Origin of the sequence: Vibrio sp. CDRSL-10 TSBA (assembly GCA_039696685.1) — a bacterium.
Lineage (GTDB): Bacteria > Pseudomonadota > Gammaproteobacteria > Enterobacterales > Vibrionaceae > Vibrio.
On the sequence record CP155566.1, the window covers coordinates 1804849 to 1826429 of the forward strand.

The 21581-nt window shown below is 50.1% G+C and carries 11 protein-coding genes and 5 pseudogenes; 12 read left to right on the forward strand and 4 right to left on the reverse strand.

Annotated features, from left to right (window positions below; genetic code table 11):
• Positions 1-31: 31 nt before the first annotated feature.
• Positions 32-1550, reverse strand: a pseudogene (locus tag ABDK09_15885) (fumarate hydratase).
• Positions 1551-1749: 199 nt separating this feature from the next.
• Between ABDK09_15885 and pabB the strand changes: the two are divergent.
• A complete protein-coding gene (gene pabB, locus ABDK09_15890; protein ID XAW88566.1) occupies positions 1750-3135 on the forward strand; it encodes an aminodeoxychorismate synthase component 1 in 1386 nt (461 codons plus the stop codon).
• 115 nt (positions 3136-3250) lie between these two features.
• On the opposite strand, the gene ABDK09_15895 is transcribed toward pabB, so the two are convergent.
• Both ABDK09_15895 and ABDK09_15900 read right to left on the reverse strand, forming a co-directional pair.
• A complete protein-coding gene (locus ABDK09_15895; GenBank protein XAW88567.1) occupies positions 3251-4486 on the reverse strand; it encodes a HAMP domain-containing sensor histidine kinase in 1236 nt (411 codons plus the stop codon).
• Positions 4487-4602: 116 nt separating this feature from the next.
• Positions 4603-5149, reverse strand: a pseudogene (locus ABDK09_15900) (heme NO-binding domain-containing protein).
• 83 nt (positions 5150-5232) lie between these two features.
• On the opposite strand from ABDK09_15900, the gene ABDK09_15905 reads away from it, so the two are divergent.
• The 9 genes and pseudogenes from ABDK09_15905 (at position 5233) to ABDK09_15945 (ending at position 17356) form a co-directional block, all read left to right on the forward strand.
• Complete coding sequence (locus tag ABDK09_15905; protein XAW88568.1) at positions 5233-5838, forward strand: CoA pyrophosphatase; 606 nt, start codon at positions 5233-5235, stop codon at positions 5836-5838.
• A 293-nt stretch (positions 5839-6131) separates the two neighbouring features.
• Positions 6132-7385 (forward strand): aromatic amino acid transport family protein, encoded by a 1254-nt coding sequence (locus ABDK09_15910; GenBank protein XAW88569.1) that lies wholly within the window; start codon positions 6132-6134, stop codon positions 7383-7385.
• Between the two features lie 86 nt (positions 7386-7471).
• Positions 7472-8834: pseudogene (locus ABDK09_15915) on the forward strand (L-serine ammonia-lyase).
• A 194-nt stretch (positions 8835-9028) separates the two neighbouring features.
• Complete coding sequence (locus ABDK09_15920) at positions 9029-10216, forward strand: efflux RND transporter periplasmic adaptor subunit (protein ID XAW88570.1); 1188 nt, start codon at positions 9029-9031, stop codon at positions 10214-10216.
• Positions 10216-12175 (forward strand): annotated as a pseudogene (locus tag ABDK09_15925) (MacB family efflux pump subunit). Before ABDK09_15920 ends, ABDK09_15925 begins: the two are co-directional and overlap by 1 nt.
• Positions 12176-12177: 2 nt before the next feature.
• Complete coding sequence (locus ABDK09_15930) at positions 12178-13545, forward strand: efflux transporter outer membrane subunit (GenBank protein ID XAW88571.1); 1368 nt, start codon at positions 12178-12180, stop codon at positions 13543-13545.
• A 404-nt stretch (positions 13546-13949) separates the two neighbouring features.
• Entirely contained in the window at positions 13950-14345 is a 396-nt protein-coding gene (locus ABDK09_15935; GenBank protein XAW88572.1) for a hypothetical protein, read from the forward strand.
• A complete protein-coding gene (locus ABDK09_15940; GenBank protein XAW88573.1) occupies positions 14263-16440 on the forward strand; it encodes a hypothetical protein in 2178 nt (725 codons plus the stop codon). The genes ABDK09_15935 and ABDK09_15940 overlap by 83 nt, the downstream gene beginning before the upstream one ends.
• 10 nt (positions 16441-16450) lie before the next feature.
• Positions 16451-17356, forward strand: coding sequence for a hypothetical protein (locus ABDK09_15945; protein XAW88574.1), 906 nt, complete (start codon positions 16451-16453; stop codon positions 17354-17356).
• Positions 17357-17516: 160 nt separating this feature from the next.
• Here ABDK09_15945 and queD read toward each other — a convergent pair whose 3' ends face one another.
• Positions 17517-17876 (reverse strand): 6-carboxytetrahydropterin synthase QueD, encoded by a 360-nt coding sequence (gene queD / locus ABDK09_15950; protein ID XAW88575.1) that lies wholly within the window; start codon positions 17874-17876, stop codon positions 17517-17519.
• Between the two features lie 284 nt (positions 17877-18160).
• On the opposite strand from queD, the gene ABDK09_15955 reads away from it, so the two are divergent.
• Entirely contained in the window at positions 18161-19774 is a 1614-nt protein-coding gene (locus tag ABDK09_15955) for a methyl-accepting chemotaxis protein (GenBank protein XAW88576.1), read from the forward strand.
• Positions 19775-19967: 193 nt separating this feature from the next.
• Positions 19968-21369 (forward strand): annotated as a pseudogene (gene asnS / locus ABDK09_15960) (asparagine--tRNA ligase).
• Positions 21370-21581 lie beyond the last annotated feature (212 nt).

Below are 21581 nucleotides of genomic sequence, written 5' to 3' on the forward strand. Positions count from 1 at the left end.
CAATGTCGCGCCTGGAACATTTATGAAAAAATTACTTCGCCGCTTCGGCAATTTTCACTTTCCAGGTATCCGGACCGACTTGGTGCGCGTTGACACCCTGCGAGTCAACCGCAACCGTCACCGGCATATCTTCGACTTCAAATTCGTAGATAGCTTCCATACCCAGATCTTCAAATGCGACTACGCGAGCTTTCTTGATCGCTTTTGAAACCAGGTAAGCAGCGCCGCCGACAGCCATCAGGTACACGGCTTTGTGATTCTTAATCGACTCAACGGTTGCCGGACCACGTTCTGCTTTACCGATCATGCCCATAATCCCAGTTTTCTCCAGCATCATGTCGGTAAACTTGTCCATACGGGTTGAGGTTGTTGGGCCTGCAGGACCAACCACTTCGTCACCGACCGCATCAACCGGGCCGACGTAGTAGATAAACTTACCATTCAGATCCACGCCTTCCGGCAGACCTTCACCGTTATCAAGCATGGTTTGAATACGTTTGTGCGCCGCATCACGACCGGTTAGGATTTTGCCTGACAGCAGAACCGTTTCACCGGTTTTCCACTCTTGCACTTCTTCTTTGGTCACGGTGTCCAGGTTAACACGGCGTGTGTTGGCACCCGCTTCCCAGGTGATTTGCGGCCAGTCTTCCAGTTTTGGTGGCTGTAGATCCGCCGGGCCGGAGCCATCAAGTGTGAAATGCACGTGACGCGTCGCCGCACAGTTTCGGGATCAGGCACACTGGCTTCGAGGCAGCATGGGTTGGCGCCGTTTTGATTTTGACATCCACGACAGTGGTCAGACCGCCCAGACCCTGAGCACCGATACCCAGTTTGTTGACACGGTTAAAGATATCCAGACGCAGCTCTTCTTCCGCATTTTGCGGACCGCGCTCGATCAGCTCCTGAATATCAATGTGTTCCATCAAAGATTCTTTAGCCAGCACCGCAGCTTTCTCTGCCGTACCGCCGATACCGATACCCAGCATGCCCGGCGGACACCAGCCGGCACCCATGGCTGGCAGAGTTTTCTCTACCCATTCAGCAATATCATCAGATGGGTTAAGCATTACCATCTTGGTTTTGTTTTCGCTGCCGCCGCCTTTTGCCGCGATCTGGATTTCAACCGTATTGCCCGGCACCATGTTGATGTGCACCACAGCCGGTGTGTTGTCTTTGGTGTTGATACGTTTGCCGGCAGGGTCCATCAGCACAGAGGCGCGCAGCGGGTTATCCGGGTTGGTGTATGCCTGACGCACCCCCTCATCAACCATCTGCTGAACCGTCATATCGTGGGAATCCCACTGCACTGCCATACCGATATTGACGAAACAGGTCACAATACCCGTGTCCTGACAGATTGGACGGTGGCCTTCTGCTGACATTCTTGAGTTAATCAGAATCTGAGCAATCGCGTCTTTGGCCGCTTGGCTCTCTTCACGATGGTAAGCTTGTTCCAGGGCTTGAACAAAGTCTAAAGGGTGGTAGTAAGAAATGTACTGGAGTGCATCAGCCACACTGCTGATGACGTCCTGCTTGCGTATAACCGTCATTGCATGCCTCGTTATCGTTATGTTACTTCCAAAACAGAGACTTGATCGGCACACAGAGGAACGCAGTAAAGCCAGATAGCGAAATTCGACTGAACGTCCGCCGTCTGCAACAGTCAAGTCGCTGCTTATTATTGAAGTTTTATCGTGGCGAATATGATACTCTTGCTTTCCTCAACACGCTACGCAGTGATCAGTCCCTTTGTCACAATTTACACAAATGAATAACAACGAACTTACTCACATCCAGTCCAAGCCGCTTACTTATTACCCGGAACTCGCCAATCAGCTGTTTGCCAAGATTGAGCATGAGCCCTGGGCGATGATTCTTCGCTCTGCTTCCGAGCAGCATATCGACAGCCGTTTCGATATCGTGGTGATGAATCCTGTCGTGACGCTGACCACAGCCGATGAGCAGACACGCATTAGTGAGCCAAGTGGCGAGACAGTGTCACAGGAAGATCCGTTCCATTTGCTGGCACAATTGCAAAGTCGCTACCTGCCGCAGCTGCAATACCCGCACGATTTACCGTTTGTCGGTGGCGCGGTCGGCTATTTTGCTTACGACCTTGGCCGTCGGGTCGAGCGTTTACCGAGCATTGCCGAAAAAGATCTGACCGCACCCGACATGGCGGTCGGCCTTTACCAATGGGCAGTGGTGGTTGACCATCAAACCCAAACTGCTTGCGTGGTCGGACAGAATATTGCACAGGCCGAACCACTGCTCGCGCAGCACGCCGCAGACAGCCAGGTGCCGTTTGCTCTGACGACCCCATGGCAGTCGAATATGACGCCGGAAAGTTACAGCACTAAATTTAATCAGGTGCAGGAATACCTGCGCTCAGGTGACTGTTACCAGATTAACCTGACCCAGCGTTTTCAGGCCGGTTATCAAGGCAGCGAATGGCTTGCTTATCTGAAGCTGGAACGCTTTAACCTGGCCCCTTTCTCTGCGTTTATCCGCACCGAAGAGTGTGCCATCCTGAGTGTTTCTCCGGAGCGTTTCCTGCAGGTCAAAGAGCGGAAAATCGAAACCAAACCGATTAAAGGTACCCGCCCTCGTAGTGAAGACCCGCAACAAGATGCTGCCTTTGCAGATGAGCTGGCCAATGCAGAAAAGGATCAGGCAGAAAACCTGATGATTGTTGATCTGCTGCGTAACGATATTGGCCGGGTGGCTAAGCCGGGCACAGTGCACGTCCCGAAATTATTCGAGATTGAAAGTTTCCCCGCAGTTCACCACCTGGTGAGTACGATTCGCGCTCAACTCGATGATCAATATGAGTGTGCGGACCTGCTGCGCGCCAGTTTCCCGGGCGGTTCGATTACCGGTGCGCCTAAAGTGCGTGCAATGGAAATCATTGAAGAGCTGGAACCGCATCGCCGCAGCGCTTACTGTGGTTCCATCGGTTACATCAGCCGTCATGGTCGTATGGATACCAGTATCACCATCCGTACATTGATCGCGCAAAACCAGCAGCTGTATGCCTGGGCCGGTGGTGGCCTGGTTGCCGACAGCGAATGGAGCGCCGAATATCAGGAAACACTCGATAAGCTGAGCCGTATTTTGCCGGTCCTTGCCGACTGAGTCGCTGCACGAAGACGCGCCACAAGCGCGTCTTTTTACTTTAGCGCCGCTGTTTACTCAGGCATCGGCGATCTTGAGTGGTAACGTGAGAAAGAATTCACTCCCTTCCCCTTCCTCACTGGACATGTCCAGCTCTCCGCCCAGTAGTTTCCGCCAGTTGCTTGCACACCGGCAGAGCGAGTCCGGCTCCTTGTCTGTTTTGCGCTGTGCTGTGATTTACCGCGCTGTAGGGATCAAATAATGCCGCGTAGGCTGAAATCGGGATACCAATACCGCTGTCTCTGACCCGCAGCAATAATTGATCATGGCGCCAGCGGGCTGACACCATCACCTCCCCCTGATCAGTAAACTTAATCGCGTTATCCACCAGATGATGGAGAATCTGCTCAATCTGCTCTTTCGCTCCTACCCAACGTTTGGGTAATTGGTCACAACTGTCGATAGTGAAAGTCAGTCCTTTATCCATGGCTCGTTGCCCGAATTCTGCCACAAGAAAAGATTCAATCTCCTGCCAGCTAAATGGAGTCAGTGACAACTGGATACTTCCCGACTGAAGCTGATTGAACTCGTACAAATCTTTCATGATGGCCTGCATCCGGTCACCGCAACGTTGCAATGCCGTCAAATGACCCAACTGCTCTTTATTGAGTTTACTGGCCATCAGTTTATCGGAATGTTGCATTAATTCATTGAGCGAGTCGTGCAGCGTTTGTTCGATCATGGCCACAAATTGCGTGGTGACCTTTTCCGACACTTCCGCACGTTTGCGTGAAGAGTGCTGGCGCTGCATGATCGACTGACGATGTAACGCACTACAAAGCAGTTCTGCCACCAGCGACAACTGCTTGACGACAAACTCGCGCTCAACCCGCTCATCTTCCATCTCAAACACCAAATAACCTGCCTTAATACGGTCAACCACCAGCGGCAGACACAGGTAATCCTGCTGCCAGTGCGGCACATCGACAAAGGGTTTGACCTCAGCAAGCGCGGGATTGCCCAGCTGTGTGCTTTCGATACCATACAGCTGTCCTGCATCTATGTGGACTAAGGCGGAACGTATAGCTGAACTTTGCGCCAGACGTTCAATAAAGGTTGCCAGCAGGCCGCTATCCAAAGGACGTGACAGGAAAGCACGGCCAAAATAGATCAAGGTGGCATCTATCTGCTCTTCAAACTCAAACTTTTGCAAATCCTGCAAAGACTGTTTCTGCAATTGCTTCAGTGCCAGACTGAGCTGCTGATTGACCTGGTACAGCTCATAGCTTTTTTCTTCCAGCAGCTTTTCAGCTTCTTTGCGGGCTGCCTTCTCCCGGACCAGTTTGCGTTCCAGTGGCGAGTTAAATTCCATTTTCCACCTACCCAATGACTTTCTATACCGATCAACGGCTAATACTGCTTTTAATAACGCAGCTTATTATTGTGAGTCTTGATCACCAGCCAGACACCTAATGAACGAGTTTTGTCTCAGTCATCCAGCATTGTGATCGTAAAGCGTACCCTGCTGTGTTCTTCGTTTTGTGGCTCCATACAAATATCGACCTGCTCATTGAAATAAGCAGCGCATCCCTCAATCAAACCGAGACAAACCTGCCCCAAACAACGGGCGCTCAGGTAATCAAACGTCATGACCCCGCTCGATTGGCTGACAAACTCAAACTGAGGCGGATTGGCGTCCGGGTAGAGTTTCTTCACTTCAACATGAATGTAATCTTCCACGTGACGCAAAAACGCAAAACAGCCCTGTACCGCACTCAAGTTTCTCTGACTGAGGCACGGTTTGGTACAAGGAACGAAATACGCTGACACCGTATACACGCTGCAACTCGTTAACATCAATGCCGGTAATCTTACTCAGTTCAACAATCATCCGCACCAGCGCCTTATGATCGTAACTTCCGACTGAGGTATAGACGCCGGAATCAGCAGATTGCTGCAACATTTTGTCAAGTACATCGAGGCCGAATTTGTCTTCCACCAACTCGAGAAACTCGGCAAAAATAATGCCTTTCATCTTATTGAACTATCCTTAAACTAGGCTCATAAAAGCATGATTATTAAAGTATAGACATATATATGAATATAGGAGACGTCGTTGTGCGCCGCATCAGCAAAACTGAACTTATTCAGGGCTTCCAGTTGAGAACGCCCGTCGGGTATCACGCTGAATCCATGCATCGAGTCGCTCATTTGCGCGAGTATTCACTGCGCAAGGCATCGGTTCTGATTGGCTTTGTCGAACGCCCGCAAGGGCTTAGCGTCGTGCTCACCAAACGTGCCGAGCACCTGAAACATCATCCCGGGCAAATTAGTTTTCCCGGTGGTAAATATGAAGATGGCGACGGTACCCTTTATCAGACAGCCATGCGCGAGGCACAGGAAGAAATTGGTATTGAGCAGCACCAGATCGATATTTTGGGTCAGTTACCTGAGCTTGTCACCGTCAGTCAGTTCGCAGTGACGCCGGTGGTGGCGTTTATCGCCTCAGACTACCAAACCAGAATTGACTACAACGAAGTTGAGGAAGTGTTTGAAGTACCAGCGGATTTTTTACTCGATCAGCGCCGCCTGTTCAGTGACACCTTTCAAATTAAAAATGCCGCGCACCGTGTATTCGCCATTCCTTATAAACATCATTTTATATGGGGTGTCACAGCTCAAATTATACAATCGCTACAAAAACACATCTCTTATATTCGCTAGCCCTTATATAGAGAGGATTGACCGGTTTAAAAATCATAATTTTTTATCGAGCATTAACTCTAAGTTATTTGGATAACTTTTTCTCATCACTGCATTAATTTGGATTAGTTATCCTAATCTATCATGTTAATAACTTTCACAAGTGGCACGTGATTTTTGTGACTCTCCATAGGTTTTTGTTATCTCATTCCTCTGTTGGCAACATTTAATGATTTAAGTCTATTTTTTCAGAGAAAAATTCTGCAAAATTGCCCCCGACTTATTTCCTGTTCCCAAAAAATGAGTAATCCACTATGAATACAACCACAAAGGCTTCTGCTGCCACACTTTCTGCTGGCAAGTGGACCTATAAAGATTTTGTCTGGTCACTGTCATTATTCGGCACCGCGGTCGGTGCCGGCGTACTGTTTTTGCCAATCAAGGCAGGTGCAGGCGGCTTTTGGCCATTAGTAATTCTAGCCCTTATTGCTGCCCCGATGACCTGGTTTGCCCATAAGAGTCTGGCGCGTTTTGTGCTTTCAGCAAAACAAGCAGATTCAGACATTACAGACACTGTTGAAGAACACTTTGGTAAAACTGGCGCTAATCTTATTACTTTCGCTTACTTTTTTGCCATTTACCCGATTGTTCTGATTTACGGCGTTGGTATTACCAATACGGTCGATTCTTTCCTGGTTAACCAGGTAGGTATGGAATCTATTCCTCGCTGGTTATTATCTGGTGCGCTGATTGCCGCGATGACTGCTGGTGTAGTATTTGGTAAAGAGCTGATGCTCAAAGCGACCTCGGCCATGGTTTACCCGCTGGTATTTATCCTGCTGGCTCTGTCTGTCTTCCTGATCCCGGAGTGGAATACTTCAATGATCGAAGTGGCACCGGACTGGTCTGCAATGCCGGCCGTGATCTGGCTGGCGATCCCTATCATTGTGTTCTCGTTTAACCACAGCCCGATTATCAGTCAGTTCGCCAAAGAGCAGCGCCAGCAGTATGGCGACAATGCCGTCAACAAAACCGACATGATTACTGGCGGTGCGGCGATGATGCTGATGGGTTTTGTGATGTTCTTCGTGTTCTCGGTTGTGCTGTCTCTGTCTCCGGAGCAACTGTCGATGGCAAAAGAACAGAACATCAGCGTACTGTCTTACCTGGCTAACGTGCACGAATCACCAATGATCTCTTACCTGGGTCCGATTGTGGCATTTGCGGCCATTACCTCAAGCTACTTCGGTCACTTCCTGGGCGCGCATGAAGGTCTGGTTGGTCTGGTGAAATCACGCAGTAAAATGCCGGTCAAATCTATCGAGAAAATTTCACTATTCTTTATCATTGTGACAACATGGGTCGTTGCAATCATTAACCCAAGTATCCTTGGCATGATCGAAACCATGGGCGCTCCGATGATTGCAGCGATCCTGTTTTTGCTGCCAGTTTTTGCCATGCATAAGGTGCCAGCAATGGCGAAGTACAAGACTTCAGCAGCTGTTCAGCTGTTCACAGTTTTTTGTGGTCTTGCTGCTATTAGTTCTGTAATCTACGGCGCTTTGTAATCTCAGTTACCAGCTTAGAACACAGAATATAACGATAATAAAGGCCTCCCTTCTCATAAGGGGGGCTTAATTTTGAGGTAATCAATATGATTAGTGTATTTGATATCTATAAAATCGGCGTCGGTCCTTCGAGCTCACATACCGTTGGACCAATGAAAGCAGGTAAACAATTTATTGATGATCTGGTTGCAGACGGAAAACTGCTCAGCATCACTAAAATTACCGTCGATGTTTATGGTTCACTATCACTGACAGGGAAAGGTCACCATACAGATATCGCCATCATCATGGGCTTGGCAGGTAATTCGCCACAGTCCGTGGATATTGATGCGATCCCGGGGTTCATCGCCAATGTTGAACAGACCGAACGCCTGACTGTCGGTACGCACGATCATTCGGTTGCTTTCCCGCGCGACGGCGGCATGAATTTCCACAAAACCAACTTGTCGCTGCATGAAAATGGTATGCAGATCCATGCTTGGGTTAACGATGAAGTAGTGTATTCGAAAACTTACTACTCTATCGGTGGCGGATTTATCGTCGATGAAGAGAATTTTGGTAAAGCGGTTGAATCTCCGGTTCAGGTGCCTTACCCGTTCAACACCGCAGAACAACTGGTTGAGCAGTGCCGTGAAAGCGGACTGTCGATCAGTACGCTGGTGATGAAAAACGAAAAAGCCCTGCACTCTGATGAAGAAGTGCGCGACTACTTTGCTAACATCTGGCGTACCATGACAGAATGTATGGAACGCGGCATGAGCACTGAAGGCATCTTGCCTGGCCCGCTGCGCGTACCGCGCCGTGCTGCTGCCCTGCGCCAGCAACTGCTGACTTCAGAAAAGATCACCAACGATCCGATGGCTGTGGTCGACTGGGTCAACATGTACGCATTCGCGGTGAATGAAGAGAACGCAGCCGGTGGCCGCGTGGTTACCGCACCGACCAATGGTGCTTGCGGTATCATTCCGGCGGTGTTGGCATACTACGACAAATTTATCCAGACCGTGACTGAGAAAGACTACATCCGCTACTTCGCCGCTTCAGGCGCAATCGGTGGTCTTTACAAGCAGAAACGCTTCTATTTCAGGTGCGGAAGTGGGTTGTCAGGGTGAAGTGGGTGTTGCCTGTTCTATGGCAGCGGCCGGTCTTGCTGAACTGCTGGGCGGCAGCCCGGAGCAGGTTTGTATGGCTGCTGAAATTGCGATGGAGCACAACCTGGGCCTGACGTGTGACCCGGTTGCCGGTCAGGTACAGGTTCCTTGTATCGAACGTAACGGTATTGCAGCCGTCAAATCGATTAACTCGACCCGTATGGCACTGCGCCGCTCTTCTGCGCCGCGGGTATCACTGGACAAAGTGATCGAGACCATGCTGGAAACCGGTAAAGACATGAACGCGAAATACCGCGAAACGTCTCAGGGCGGCTTGGCAGTTAAAGTCATTTGCTGATTTATTGAGCATCGAATTATCTTAAGCCCGTGGTCCCCGACCGCGGGCTTTTTTATTTTTTTCCTTTCCAACAAAGAGTTATCTCCCGATTTACGCTTCTTTACCTAGTTTTACGCACTAAACGCTTGTTTCAAATCAGCATCAGTTTATAAATATGATAATAATTTCTATTTCAAGTAACGATGTTCATTCTCATGCCAAAAACTACTCTAAAGAAAAAACTCCTCGTCATCGGGGGCCTTTTGCTCGTCATTGGCGGCGCCAGTTATTATTTTTACCCCAAAGAAGCCCCACTCACTTTTGCTACCCAGCCGGTACAGAAAGGTAATATTGAAAATACCGTACTCGCGACCGGTATGTTGCAGGCCTCTAAACTGGTCGCTGTCGGTGCCCAGGTTTCAGGTCAGATTGAAAAGCTGGCGGTACAGTTAGGTGATGAGGTTAAACAAGGCGATCTGGTGGCGCAGATTGACAGCCTGACCCAGCAAAACAATCTTAAGGAAGCGAACGCTTCACTCAACAGCCTTAAAGCTCAGATTCGCGCCAAACGTGCGCAAATAGCTCAGGCACAGGCCGAGTTCACCCGCCAGAAAGGGATGCTGGCCGATAATGCCAGTTCACGTGCTGACTATGAAAGCGCGCAAGCGACACTCACCGTGTATAAAGCAGAACTTGAGCAACTGAACGCCGAACTCGAACAGGCTAATATCAATGTCGACAGCGCAGAGGTCGACCTCGGCTACACCACCATCAGTGCGCCCTTTGACGGCACTGTGGTCTACAGCGCCGTGGAAGAAGGTCAGACGGTGAACGCCAATCAGACCACGCCCACCATTATTGAACTGGCTCAGCTGAATAAAATGACCATCAAGGCGCAGATTTCAGAAGCGGATGTGGTTAACGTTCAACCCGGTCTGCCGGTCTACTTCACCATCCTGGGCAAACCGAACAAGCGTTACCACGGTACGCTGCGCGCAATTGAACCCGGCCCGACGCTGATGGACGGTGATGACAAAGATCTCGCAGTCAGCAACGATGAAGCCATCTACTACCATGGTCTGTTCGAAGTGGATAACCCGGACCGCACGCTGCGCATCGGTATGACAGCGCAAGTGTCAGTTGTACTGGACAAAGCGGAGCAAGCGCTGCTGGTTCCGGCTCAGGTGCTGATCCGCAAGCCGGGCCGAGAAGCTCAATACCAGGTGCCAGTGCTGGTGAATGGTCAGGAAGAGATGCGTGACGTGACCGTCGGCATCAATAACAAAATCAACGCACAAATCACATCTGGCCTGCAAGAAGGCGACCAGATTATCTTAGGCACACAAGGACAAGGTGGTAGTACTACGAGCCGTCGTATGGGACCACCGGGGATGCGTTTTTAATGACCCAGCCACTACTTAATATCAGCAACGTCACCCGCTGCTTTGCCGCCGGTGATGAAACCCTGACGGTGCTGAACAATGTAAACCTGAGCATCGAGCGCGGTGAGATGGTGGCGATTGTTGGCACGTCTGGGTCCGGTAAATCGACCTTGATGAATATTCTCGGTTGTCTCGACCAGCCAACCTCCGGTGAATACTGGATTAATGGTCAGAATACGTCACAACTCGAGTCTGATGAGCTGGCACGTCTGCGCCGCGAATATTTCGGTTTTATCTTCCAGCGTTATCATCTGCTGGGCGATCTGACCGCACTGGGCAACGTGGAAATCCCGGCAATTTATGCAGGCTACGACAAGAAAGAGCGTCAGGAACGTGCAGAGAGCCTGCTGGGCCGCCTCGGCCTATCTGATCGCCTTGATCACAAACCCAACCAGCTCAGCGGTGGTCAGCAACAACGTGTGTCCGTCGCCCGAGCCCTGGTCAATGGTGGGGATGTCATTCTGGCAGACGAACCGACCGGTGCACTGGACAGTAAAAGCGGCTCGGAAATGATGACCCTGTTGCAGGAACTGCATCAGCTGGGTCACACCATTATTATCGTCACCCACGACATGAAGGTGGCTGAGTACGCCAACCGCATCATCGAGATCAAAGATGGTGAGATACTCAGTGATACCGTTAATAAAACGGGTCAGAAAGTCAGTAATCAGGATTCTGTCGCAGCAGCCAGCAATAATGATGCCCTTGCCAGCAGCCGCAGACTGTGGGATTCGTTTTGGGAAGCGCTCAAGATGGCCTTACTGGCGATGTCCAATCACCGCCTGCGTACCTTCCTGACTATGCTGGGGATTATTATTGGTATTGCTTCCGTGGTCTCTGTGGTGGCGTTGGGTAACGGCTCGCAAAAATCGATCCTCGACAGTATTTCATCGATGGGAACCAACACCATAGATATCATGCCGGGAAGCGGATTTGGTGACCGGCGTTCAGGACGGGTACGCACTCTAACCGCTGCCGATGCCGAGGCTATAACCAACCTGGGCTTTGTCGACAGTGTCACTCCGACTCTAAGTACATCCGTGACAATTAAGTTTGGTAATCAGGCAGTATCAGCCTCCGTGCAAGGTGTCGGGCCAGACTATTTCCGGGTCAAGGGCTACACCTTGCATTACGGCCAGTTCTGGGATCAGAGCAGTGTCGAGCGTATTGCTCAGGATGTGGTAATTGACAGTAATACCCTTAAATCGCTGTTTCCAAATCAGAATCCGATTGGTGAAGTCATTTTTGCCGGCAACCTGCCACTGCGTATTATTGGTGTGACTGAACCGAAAGAGAGCGCTTTTGGTAACAGTGATTCACTGAACATCTGGGCACCCTATACCACCGTCAGCGCACGGATGATGGGGCAAAATTATCTTGATCGTATTTCTGTGCGCGTCGACGATAACACGTCCAGCGACGCAGCCGAGCAAGCGATTATTTCGCTGCTGAAAATGCGCCACGGTACTCAGGATTTCTTCACCATCAATACCGATACGATTCAGCAGAATATTCAAAAAACCACCGCCACCATGACTTTACTGATCTCGGCGATTGCGGTGATTTCACTGATTGTCGGCGGTATCGGCGTCATGAACATCATGCTGGTTTCCGTGACAGAAACGGACCCGTGAGATCGGCGTACGCATGGCCGTGGGCGCCAGGCAAAATGATATTTTGCGTCAGTTCTTGATTGAAGCGGTGCTGGTTTGTTTATGCGGCGGTACGATAGGTATTGGTCTTGCTTATTTAATTGGTGCGCTGTTTGCCACCTTCGGTAGTAGTTTTAATATGATTTATTCCACCACGTCGATCGTATCGGCTTTCCTTTGTTCCACCCTAATCGGTGTGCTATTTGGCTATCTGCCGGCGCGTAATGCAGCGCGGCTGAACCCGATTGATGCCTTGGCGAGGGAATAAGAATGCGTAGTTATCAGATTTCGACCCTTGCTCTGTGCGTCATGCTGGCTACAGGTTGTGTGACCCGCTCTGAGCTGGAGCCACAGGATGTTCGGGTTCCGGACAGCTGGCAAAGCAGCCAGAGTGAATCGTCCTCGGCAGCCATCGAACAATGGTGGAAGAGCTTTAATGATCCGCAGCTAAACGCTGTGATCGATCAGGTTCTGGCAACCAACAACGATTTGGCTTTAGCCACACTGACCCTGCGTGAAGCCCGCTTACAGGCCGGACTTGCGGTGCGTGATACCTATCCTGACTTGTCTGCCAGCGCTTCAGCGCAGCGCAGCAAGCCACTGGACGGCGGTGACAGCTCAACCAGCTATCAGGCATCATTGGGTGTAAGCTATGAACTGGATCTATGGGGTAAACTGGCAGCTGCGAAAGACGCTGCAATGTGGACGGCAATGGCAAGCCAGGAAGAGCGTGAAGCAACGGCGCAATCTCTGGTAGCAACTACAGCTCAGCTCTACTGGCAAATCGGTTATCTGAGCCAGCGCATTGCGCTGAGTAACGCCGATATTGATGAAGCACGCCAAACCCTGGCTTTAACCGAAAGTCAGTATCGTTATGGTTCAGTTTCGCGCATCAATGTATTAGAAGCGCAGCGTTCACTGGCGGGGATTGAAGCCACCCACCGTGATTACCTGCAGCAATACACCGAAGCCAAAAATGCTTTTGCGCTGTTATTCAACCAGCCGCCGCAAGAAAGCAAACCGGGGATCAGTACCCTGCCTGACACTGCCCTGCCGGAGATCGAAGCAGGTATTCCTGCTGATGTTCTCAGCCGCCGCCCGGACGTAAAACAGGCGTTGTTTGAGCTTAAGTCGGCGCTGGCTGACAAAGACAATACTGATAACAGTTACTTCCCGTCCCTGACGCTGACCGGCGCTTTGGGTGGTTCTTCGACTCAATTGCGTCATCTGCTCAGCGACCCGATTGGCAGCCTCGGCGCTGATCTGGCTTTACCATTTCTTAACTGGAATGAGATGCAGCTCAACCGCGACATTGCCGATGTGCGCTATCAGTCAGCTGTCATTAACTATCGCCAGACTTTGTACAGTGCCTTTCAGGATGTCGACAACGCGCTGTCCGCGCGTGACAACTACCGTTATCAGGCAGAAAAATTACAGCAACAATATGACAGTGCCAGCGAAGCTGCGCGTATCTACAGCAGCCAGTACCAATACGGTGCCGTCGATATCACCACCCTGCTCGACGCCCAGGAAAACGAACGCAGCGCCAAAGCGTCCTTACTGGAAAACCGCTATAACCGCTTAGTCAATCTGGCGACCATATATCAGAGCCTGGGCGGAGAGGATATTATTCAATAAGGCATTGAGAAGTTTCAGTATGGCGTTTTCATTAATTTCGCCACGCTGCGGATGGATATTTAAACGCCATGCTGAGACTTCGTTGCTTTGATACCTGTTTATTTTGATATCAATCACACCTTTCATCTCTCGTTAACGACACTTCTATAAAAAACCATTTTCACCAAGCATCATTTTGTTTCTTAAACATATTTCCTGACTCATGCGCGTTTAGCAACGCCATTACTGATATTTGCATAAAATATAGACCCTTAATAATGCAGTAAATCAGCAGAATAAGTCATCATTTCGTCAAAATTCCTTAACTTGAATAAATCACCAGCCTCAATTAGCTTCTTTTGTGATATTCATACAATCAATGCAAATAATAACTAACAATACACATCAGAGATAAGGATTTGTCTATGCGAATGAAAACGTCAGTGATGGCGCTGGGATTATTCAGCAGCCTGGCGCTGTACGGCTGCGGCAGTGATAAAGACTCACCATCAGCAGCCAGTTCCACTTACAGTGTCAAAGCGATTGATGGCTACTTACGTGGTGCTTTGGTCTGGCTGGATCTGGATCAGGATTTCCAGTTGGATGACAACGAACCTTCGGCAACATCACAAAGCGGCGGTGTTGCCGAACTTGATGTCAGTGGCATCGCCAATCCGGAAAACTACCCGGTTGTTGTACAGGCTATCCGCGGAGAAACCGTTGATGAAGATACCGGTAATGCGGTATCGAAACGACTTCACCCTCTCCGCTCCGCCGGGCACTGCTCAGGTCACGCCCCTCTCTACATTAGTTCATATTGAAGTGACGTCCGGCAGTTCAGCCGATGTGGCCAGCGCGCAAACAAAAATAGCCAATCAACTCGGCATTAGTGAACAAGATACACTTTCTGACTATAAAGCCAGTGGCAGTAGCGGTGCCGCTTTTGCTGCACGCAGTCTGGTATCATCAGGATCAATGCCTCAGACTCCGCAAGATCTCAATGCAGCAGCGACGGATAACGATGGTAGCAATGAGTTACTCGACAACGCGGTTATCGTTTCCGTCGTGATCAAAGCTGAGGTGGAAAGCAAATCGCCTGAACAACTCGATTCAACCTATATCAATAGTGCCGGTGCAGTGGATACTGATTCCGATGGCGATGGCATCCCTGATAATGATGACGCCTTTCCGGACGATGCCGGCGAATGGGCTGACAGCGACAATGATGGTACTGGTGACAACGCAGACAGCGATGATGACGGTGATAATGTTGCTGATGATGAAGACGCCTTCCCGTTCGATCCGGAGGAAAGTGTCGATACCGATGGTGATGGCATCGGTGATAATGCTGACACCGACGACGACAACGATGGTGTTGCGGACGGCGATGATGACTTCCCGCTTGATGAAGACGAGAGCCTCGATACAGACGGCGATGGCACCGGTAACAACGCTGACGCAGATGATGATAACGATGGTGTCGCAGACAGCGATGACGCCTTCCCGCTCGATGAAAATGAGAGCGTCGATACAGACGGTGACGGCACCGGTAACAACGCAGATACCGACGACGATGATGACGGGGTTCCCGATGCGATTGACGATGATCCGCTCGATGATTCAGTCGGTGCAGGCGATACTGGTCAGATAATCCAGTATTTGCAGCAACAAACGGCCGTCTATGCTCTGTACGCCGATGATGACGACAACGACCAGATTCGGGTATACAGCGAAATGCTGACCATCAACGGTACAATGGCAATGATGGACAGCACTAAACTGGTCAAAGCCGATAAAACCGAGGTGAGTGTCAGCAGCGAAAATTCAGACCTGGTGCTGACTGAAACGGGCTGGAGTACCCAAAACGGGCTTTATACTATTGATTTCTCTGATAACGCTTTGGTGGCTTATCCAAGCGATCATACCGCTCTGCGTTATACCCTGAGTGGCAGTTTACGTTCTCTGGCCGGCAGCCTGGTGGCTGACACCGACATCGACTGGGATGACTTCAGCAATCAAGCCGCAACCTATCCGCAAGATGCTTATCTGATTTCGCTCGGATTGACTCCGGCTCAGAATAACTACTACCTGTGGGACTGGACGCCGTATATTCACGACAGTCCGGACAATAACCATGAAGGTGCGACCAGCCTGTCAGAACTGATTTTTGCTGAAGCCGGCTCTGCAAGTGTCTCAACTTCAGAACTGCAGGGGATGAGTATTGGCGACAGTATTCTGGTTAAACTTGTCGAAGGCGGCGTAGCGCAGTACTACCAGGCCGACTGGCAATCTGGCATCGCAACTCTGGTTGCCACTTCAACCTGGGCTCAGCAGACCATCAATAATGAATCCCTGCTGTTGTTCACTCTTCCGCAGGACGCACTGACTGCGTTTGGTGACGCATTTGATGAGCCGACACCACATATGCTGGCCAGTGTTTATCAGGGAGCGGTGTACATAGGTAATATGGAAATGGCCGGCATTATGCTGGATGACGAAGATATCACGTTGTTTAGTGAAAGTGCCAAAACTGCGCTGCTCGCTGCTGCCGATATCCCGCTTAACCAATGCAATGAAGGTGACAATGACGGGTTAACCAGCGTGACCATGAGCGACTTCGAATCTGCTATCGAGAGCTGTTATGGCTCTGCCGCTATCAGCGAGGAAATGGTATCAGGCAATAATTTCCACCGGGTACGCGGTGACGGTTCAACCCGCGATTACAGCTTTAATGCCGATTACACCATGACGACATACCGTGACGGTCAGGAAGGCTACACCACAACCTGGGCCATTGAAAACGGCTATATCAAGATCACCGACAGCAGTCTGCCAGACGAAAGCTGGTATTGGGCATTAGTCGATTCATCAGACTCGCAATGGTCGCTCAAGTTTCTTCGAAACCTACAGCGATGAAAACGGTGACGTGGTCACAGAAATCTGGTCAGACACCGTTGCACAGATAGAATTGGGCGCCTGTTCAGTCGAACAAGGTCTTGGCAAAAGTTACACTGACTTCACCGCCACCCTGGACAGCTATCAGAGCTGTAACGGCGTCCTGCCAACAATCAGCGCGAGCGATTTGTACGGCGCTGAGCTGCTGCGGATACGCTCCAATGGCGAGACTCGGTTGTATACTTTCGCCGCAGACGGTACTGCACAATTTTACCGGGACGGTATGGTTCGTGCCCGCAACTGGCTGATTAATGCTGATGGCTATATTGAGCTGCGTTACAGCGATGACAGCACGGATCAATACCTGGCATTGCTGGCGGAGCCCGATGGCGACGATATCCTGCAGTTTGCTGTCTTTACCCCGGAAGATGAGGAAATCTGGCTGACCCGATACACCAGTATTGATGGCAATCCGGAGATCAGCGAGTGCACCTTGGGCAACACAGATTGGGATGATGTTAACGAGGTTCCACTGAGTTTTGTCGACTACACCACTTATCTCCAGTCGGTGAATGACTGCCTGTCGCAAACCGGCTCTGCAGCGTTATTCAGTAACGCATTCATGGCTCAGTTACCGCGAACCATGTCTAGTACAGCCCCGGGTGATAATTCGGCCTACCTGTTTAACGCCGAAGGTGTCGGCAGCTACAGCGATGATGACGGCAGCTATGCGTTTACCTGGGCAGTTGATGATACAAGTGGTGAACTGACGGTGACTCTGACCGCGGGAACGACGACTTATGTCGACAACATGCATATTGTCGACACGGACGGGGTTAACTTCTCACTGAAAGTGATGTCACGCTCAACGGAATGGCAAGGCATTGCTGAAACTGACGAGGGCGAAGTGTGGACTGACGTCTACTCTTTCGAGTAAACGTGTCGTGTTATTTTCAAGCGCTGTTTTTTTAAAGGACATCGTGATTTAAAGAACATTGTGATTTAAAGAACACTGCCAGTTAAACTGAACATACGCCTGAAAAACAAACGAAAAAAAGCCCGGTTTGATGCCGGGCTTCTTTTCATCTGTGACCTAATCAGCCGGTATAAATACAACCTGCGGTACAGGTTTCTTTAATTTCGACTTTGCTCAGCATCGGCAGATCAGGCTTCAGCTGTTGCCAAATCCATTTGGCCAGCACTTCGCTGGTTGGGTTTTCCAAACCTTCAATGTTATTCAGGTAGTAGTGGTCCAGACGATCGTAAATCGGTTTAAACGCGGCTTTGATTTCCGCAAAGTCCACCAGCCAACCTGTATGAGGATCCACGTCACCTGCTACGTACAGGCGAACTAAAAAAGAGTGTCCATGCAGACGACCGCACTTGTGACCTTCAGGCACATGTGGCAGATGGTGAGCTGCTTCAAACATGAACTCTTTGTAAATCTCAGTTTTCATCTCGGTTCTCAGGCTTTCAAAAGAGACGCAATACTACGGAATCTCACAGTGTGAGACAAGTCACTCTAACACTAATTAAGCTTTTAGCAGCGAAAAGCGACGCAGCAGATAAAGAATGCCGTACCAAATGAAAAAAGATCACGCAAGATTCTTCCTGAGTCACAAATCCAAAATCCACATTTTGTTTAAGGTCACAATAACTTAAGTTTCATTTTTGTAGAGATGCCTCTTTACCGTTACAGTCATTAAGTCCGCTCCCTACAATGATAATAAGATAAATAATCATGCGCTCAACCATCACTGCTAAACTGCTGTTAACTCTTGTTACTGTGTTTTTCATGGTATTAGCCGGCTCGACTGCTTATCAATATTGGCAGCAACGTGACCTTATCCATTCCGTGCTGAGTGAACAACTGCACGATAAAGCCAGCAACTATTTCGACAGCCTCAACATGATGATGCTGACCGGTACCATGGCGCAAAAAGAAACATTGCGCCAGAAAGCGCTGTCCCAACAAGGCATAGAGCAGGTTCGGGTATTAAGAAGTGACGCCGTCACCAAACTTTACGGCCCCGGTGCGGATTACCAGCAGCCGCAAGATGAGATTGACCGCCGCGCGCTGGGTGGCGAACTGGTACTGGAGCCTTATCAGGCCGACTGGGGCAAAGGACTGGTCGTTGCGCTGCCGATGAGGTCAAGTGAAAACTATCGCGGCACAAACTGTGTTGCGTGCCATATGGCCGCCGAAGGTGAAGTGCTTGGCGTGATTCGCCTTGAATATAACCTCAGCCAGCTGACACAACGGATCGATCATCGCACGCTGATTGGGATCGGTATCATGGCTGCCATTGCCCTGCTCGGTTTCCTGCTCACCATGTGGCTGATTCGTAAACTGATCGTGCGCCCTATCCAACACACCTCACTGTTTATGCAGCGTGTCAGTGACAGTAAGGATCTGTCGCAACGGCTCAGACCAGGCAACCCGGATGAATTAGGTCAATTAGCCTCCTCAATCAATTCGTTGATTGATACTGTGTCACACAGCCTCAGCCAGGTACAAAACACCTCGCGCAGTCTGAGTCACTCTGCCAATCAACTGACCGATGTGGCACAGGTTACCGATCAGGCCGCGAACCACCAACAGAGTGAAACGGCTGTGGTGCAGATGAACATTGAAGAGATGCAGACCAAACAACGTCAGGTTGAACAGGCAACAATCGACGCTGCAGCTTTGATCAATCACACCACCCATGCCGCACAGCAGAGTGCGCAGCAGGCTCACATCGCCAGTCAGGACATCAAGCGCCTGGTCGGCGATATTGACGGGGTAAAAAACAAGATTGCCCAGCTCAACGACCAGACCAATGAAGTCTCCTCTATTCTGGAAGTGATTAAAGGCATCGCCGAACAGACCAATTTACTTGCCCTCAATGCGGCGATTGAAGCGGCCCGCGCCGGTGAACAAGGACGAGGATTTGCAGTGGTTGCCGATGAAGTACGTAAACTCGCCTCACGGACCGCTGAAGCAACCGGTAATATTGAAAACATCATTGCCCAGTTCCAACGTGACAGTGAAACTTCGCTCACATCGGTCGACAGTGTCTCTGCCCAGGCGCACCAGCGCTCTGACGAAATTGAGCAGTTGTCATCTGTCATGACCAAAGTGGTGGCAGAAATACAACAGGTGCTTGAGCATGCCAGTGGTATTCAGGAGCAAACCCGCCTGACCGCAACCGTCAGTCAGGAAGTGGAAGTTAAGATTGATATCATCACCAAACATGCCGATGAGACCTCCCAATCAGCCACCCAAACCCGGCAAATCAGCCTGAATCTCGAACAATTGTCCCAGCAGTTGGAAGCTCTGCTCAATCAATTTACGATTTCGCATAAGAAATGAGCAGTTAGGTAACATTAATGGTTGATGCTGACGAATTGACAGGTAATATGTTCCGTTGAATCTGTAAAATTCAATCCATCCGAAAGTTCGCTTATTTGTTAACCACAACAAGCGCATCAACAACTGCGCTGAAGCAGTGGCGACCGTTTGAAGTTCGGGTGGAATTTTTACCTCAATGGAGATTATATCAAACATGACTTACGCGCCTGTAAAAGACGTACTAAGCGGTAAGCTGGCAGTTGACAGTGAAGTAACTGTTCGCGGCTGGATCCGTACACGTCGCGATTCCAAAGCTGGAATTTCTTTCCTTGCCATCTATGACGGCTCTTGTTTCGACCCGATTCAGGCCGTGGTCCCTAATAATCTGAATAATTACAACGACGAAGTACTGAAGCTGACAACCGGCTGTTCTGTCGAAGTAACAGGTAAAGTGGTTGAGTCTCCGGCGAGCGGTCAGGATTTTGAACTGGCAGCGACTGGCGTAAAAGTGGTTGGCTGGGTTGAAGATGCCGATACCTACCCGATGGCAAAAACCCGTCACTCAATTGAGTACTTACGTGAAGTAGCGCACCTGCGTCCGCGCACTAACGTGATCGGTGCGGTTGCCCGTGTACGTAACTGTCTGTCACAGGCAATTCACCGTTTTTACCATGAGCAAGGCTACTATTGGGTGTCTGCACCACTGATCACTGCATCTGATGCCGAAGGTGCCGGTGAGATGTTCCGTGTCTCAACTCTGGACATGGAAAACCTGCCACGCACCGACAAAGGTGCGGTGGATTACAACGAAGATTTCTTCGGTAAAGAAACCTTCCTGACCGTATCTGGTCAGCTGAACGCCGAAGCCTACGCTTGTGCGCTGAGCAAGGTGTACACCTTTGGCCCGACTTTCCGTGCTGAAAACTCAAACACCAGCCGTCACCTGGCGGAATTCTGGATGGTTGAGCCTGAAGTCGCGTTTGCTGATCTGAACGATGTCGCGAAACTGGCCGAAGACATGCTGAAATACGTGTTTAAAGCGGTACTGGCAGAGCGTCGTGATGACCTGGAATTCTTCGCGCAACGTATCGACAAAGATGCAGTGACTCGTCTGGAGAAATTTGTTTCTTCTGACTTCGCTCAGGTTGACTACACTGACGCGATCGAGATCCTGCTCAAATCAGGTAAAGAGTTCGAATTCCCGGTTGAATGGGGTATCGACCTGGCATCAGAAACACGAGCGTTTCCTGGCTGAAGAGCACTTCGAAGCTCCGGTTATCGTGAAGAACTATCCTAAAGACATCAAAGCGTTCTACATGCGTATGAACGACGATGGCAAAACGGTTGCAGCAATGGACGTTCTGGCACCGGGTATCGGTGAAATCATCGGTGGTTCACAGCGTGAAGAGCGCCTGGACGTACTGGATGCGCGTATGGTGGAAATGGGTATCGACCCTGAACACATGAACTGGTACCGTGATCTGCGCCGTTACGGCACAGTACCACACGCAGGTTTCGGCCTGGGCTTCGAGCGCCTGGTTTCTTACGTAACCGGTATGGGTAACGTTCGTGACGTGATCCCGTTCCCTCGTACGCCACGCAGTGCAAACTTCTAAGCTATAAGCATTAACGCCAAAAACCGCGTAATCGCAGCAAGAAATGATCAAGGCCTCCGTAATTACGGGGGCCTTTTTATTATCTGTCCCCTTCTCACTTGTGCTGCTTACATCCGGTGCAGCGTGCAAACTCAAATTGCAGCGAATTTAATTCGCTTAAGCCTCAGCGATTCTTGATTCTTACAAGCTTGTTCATACTTATAACCTTGCTC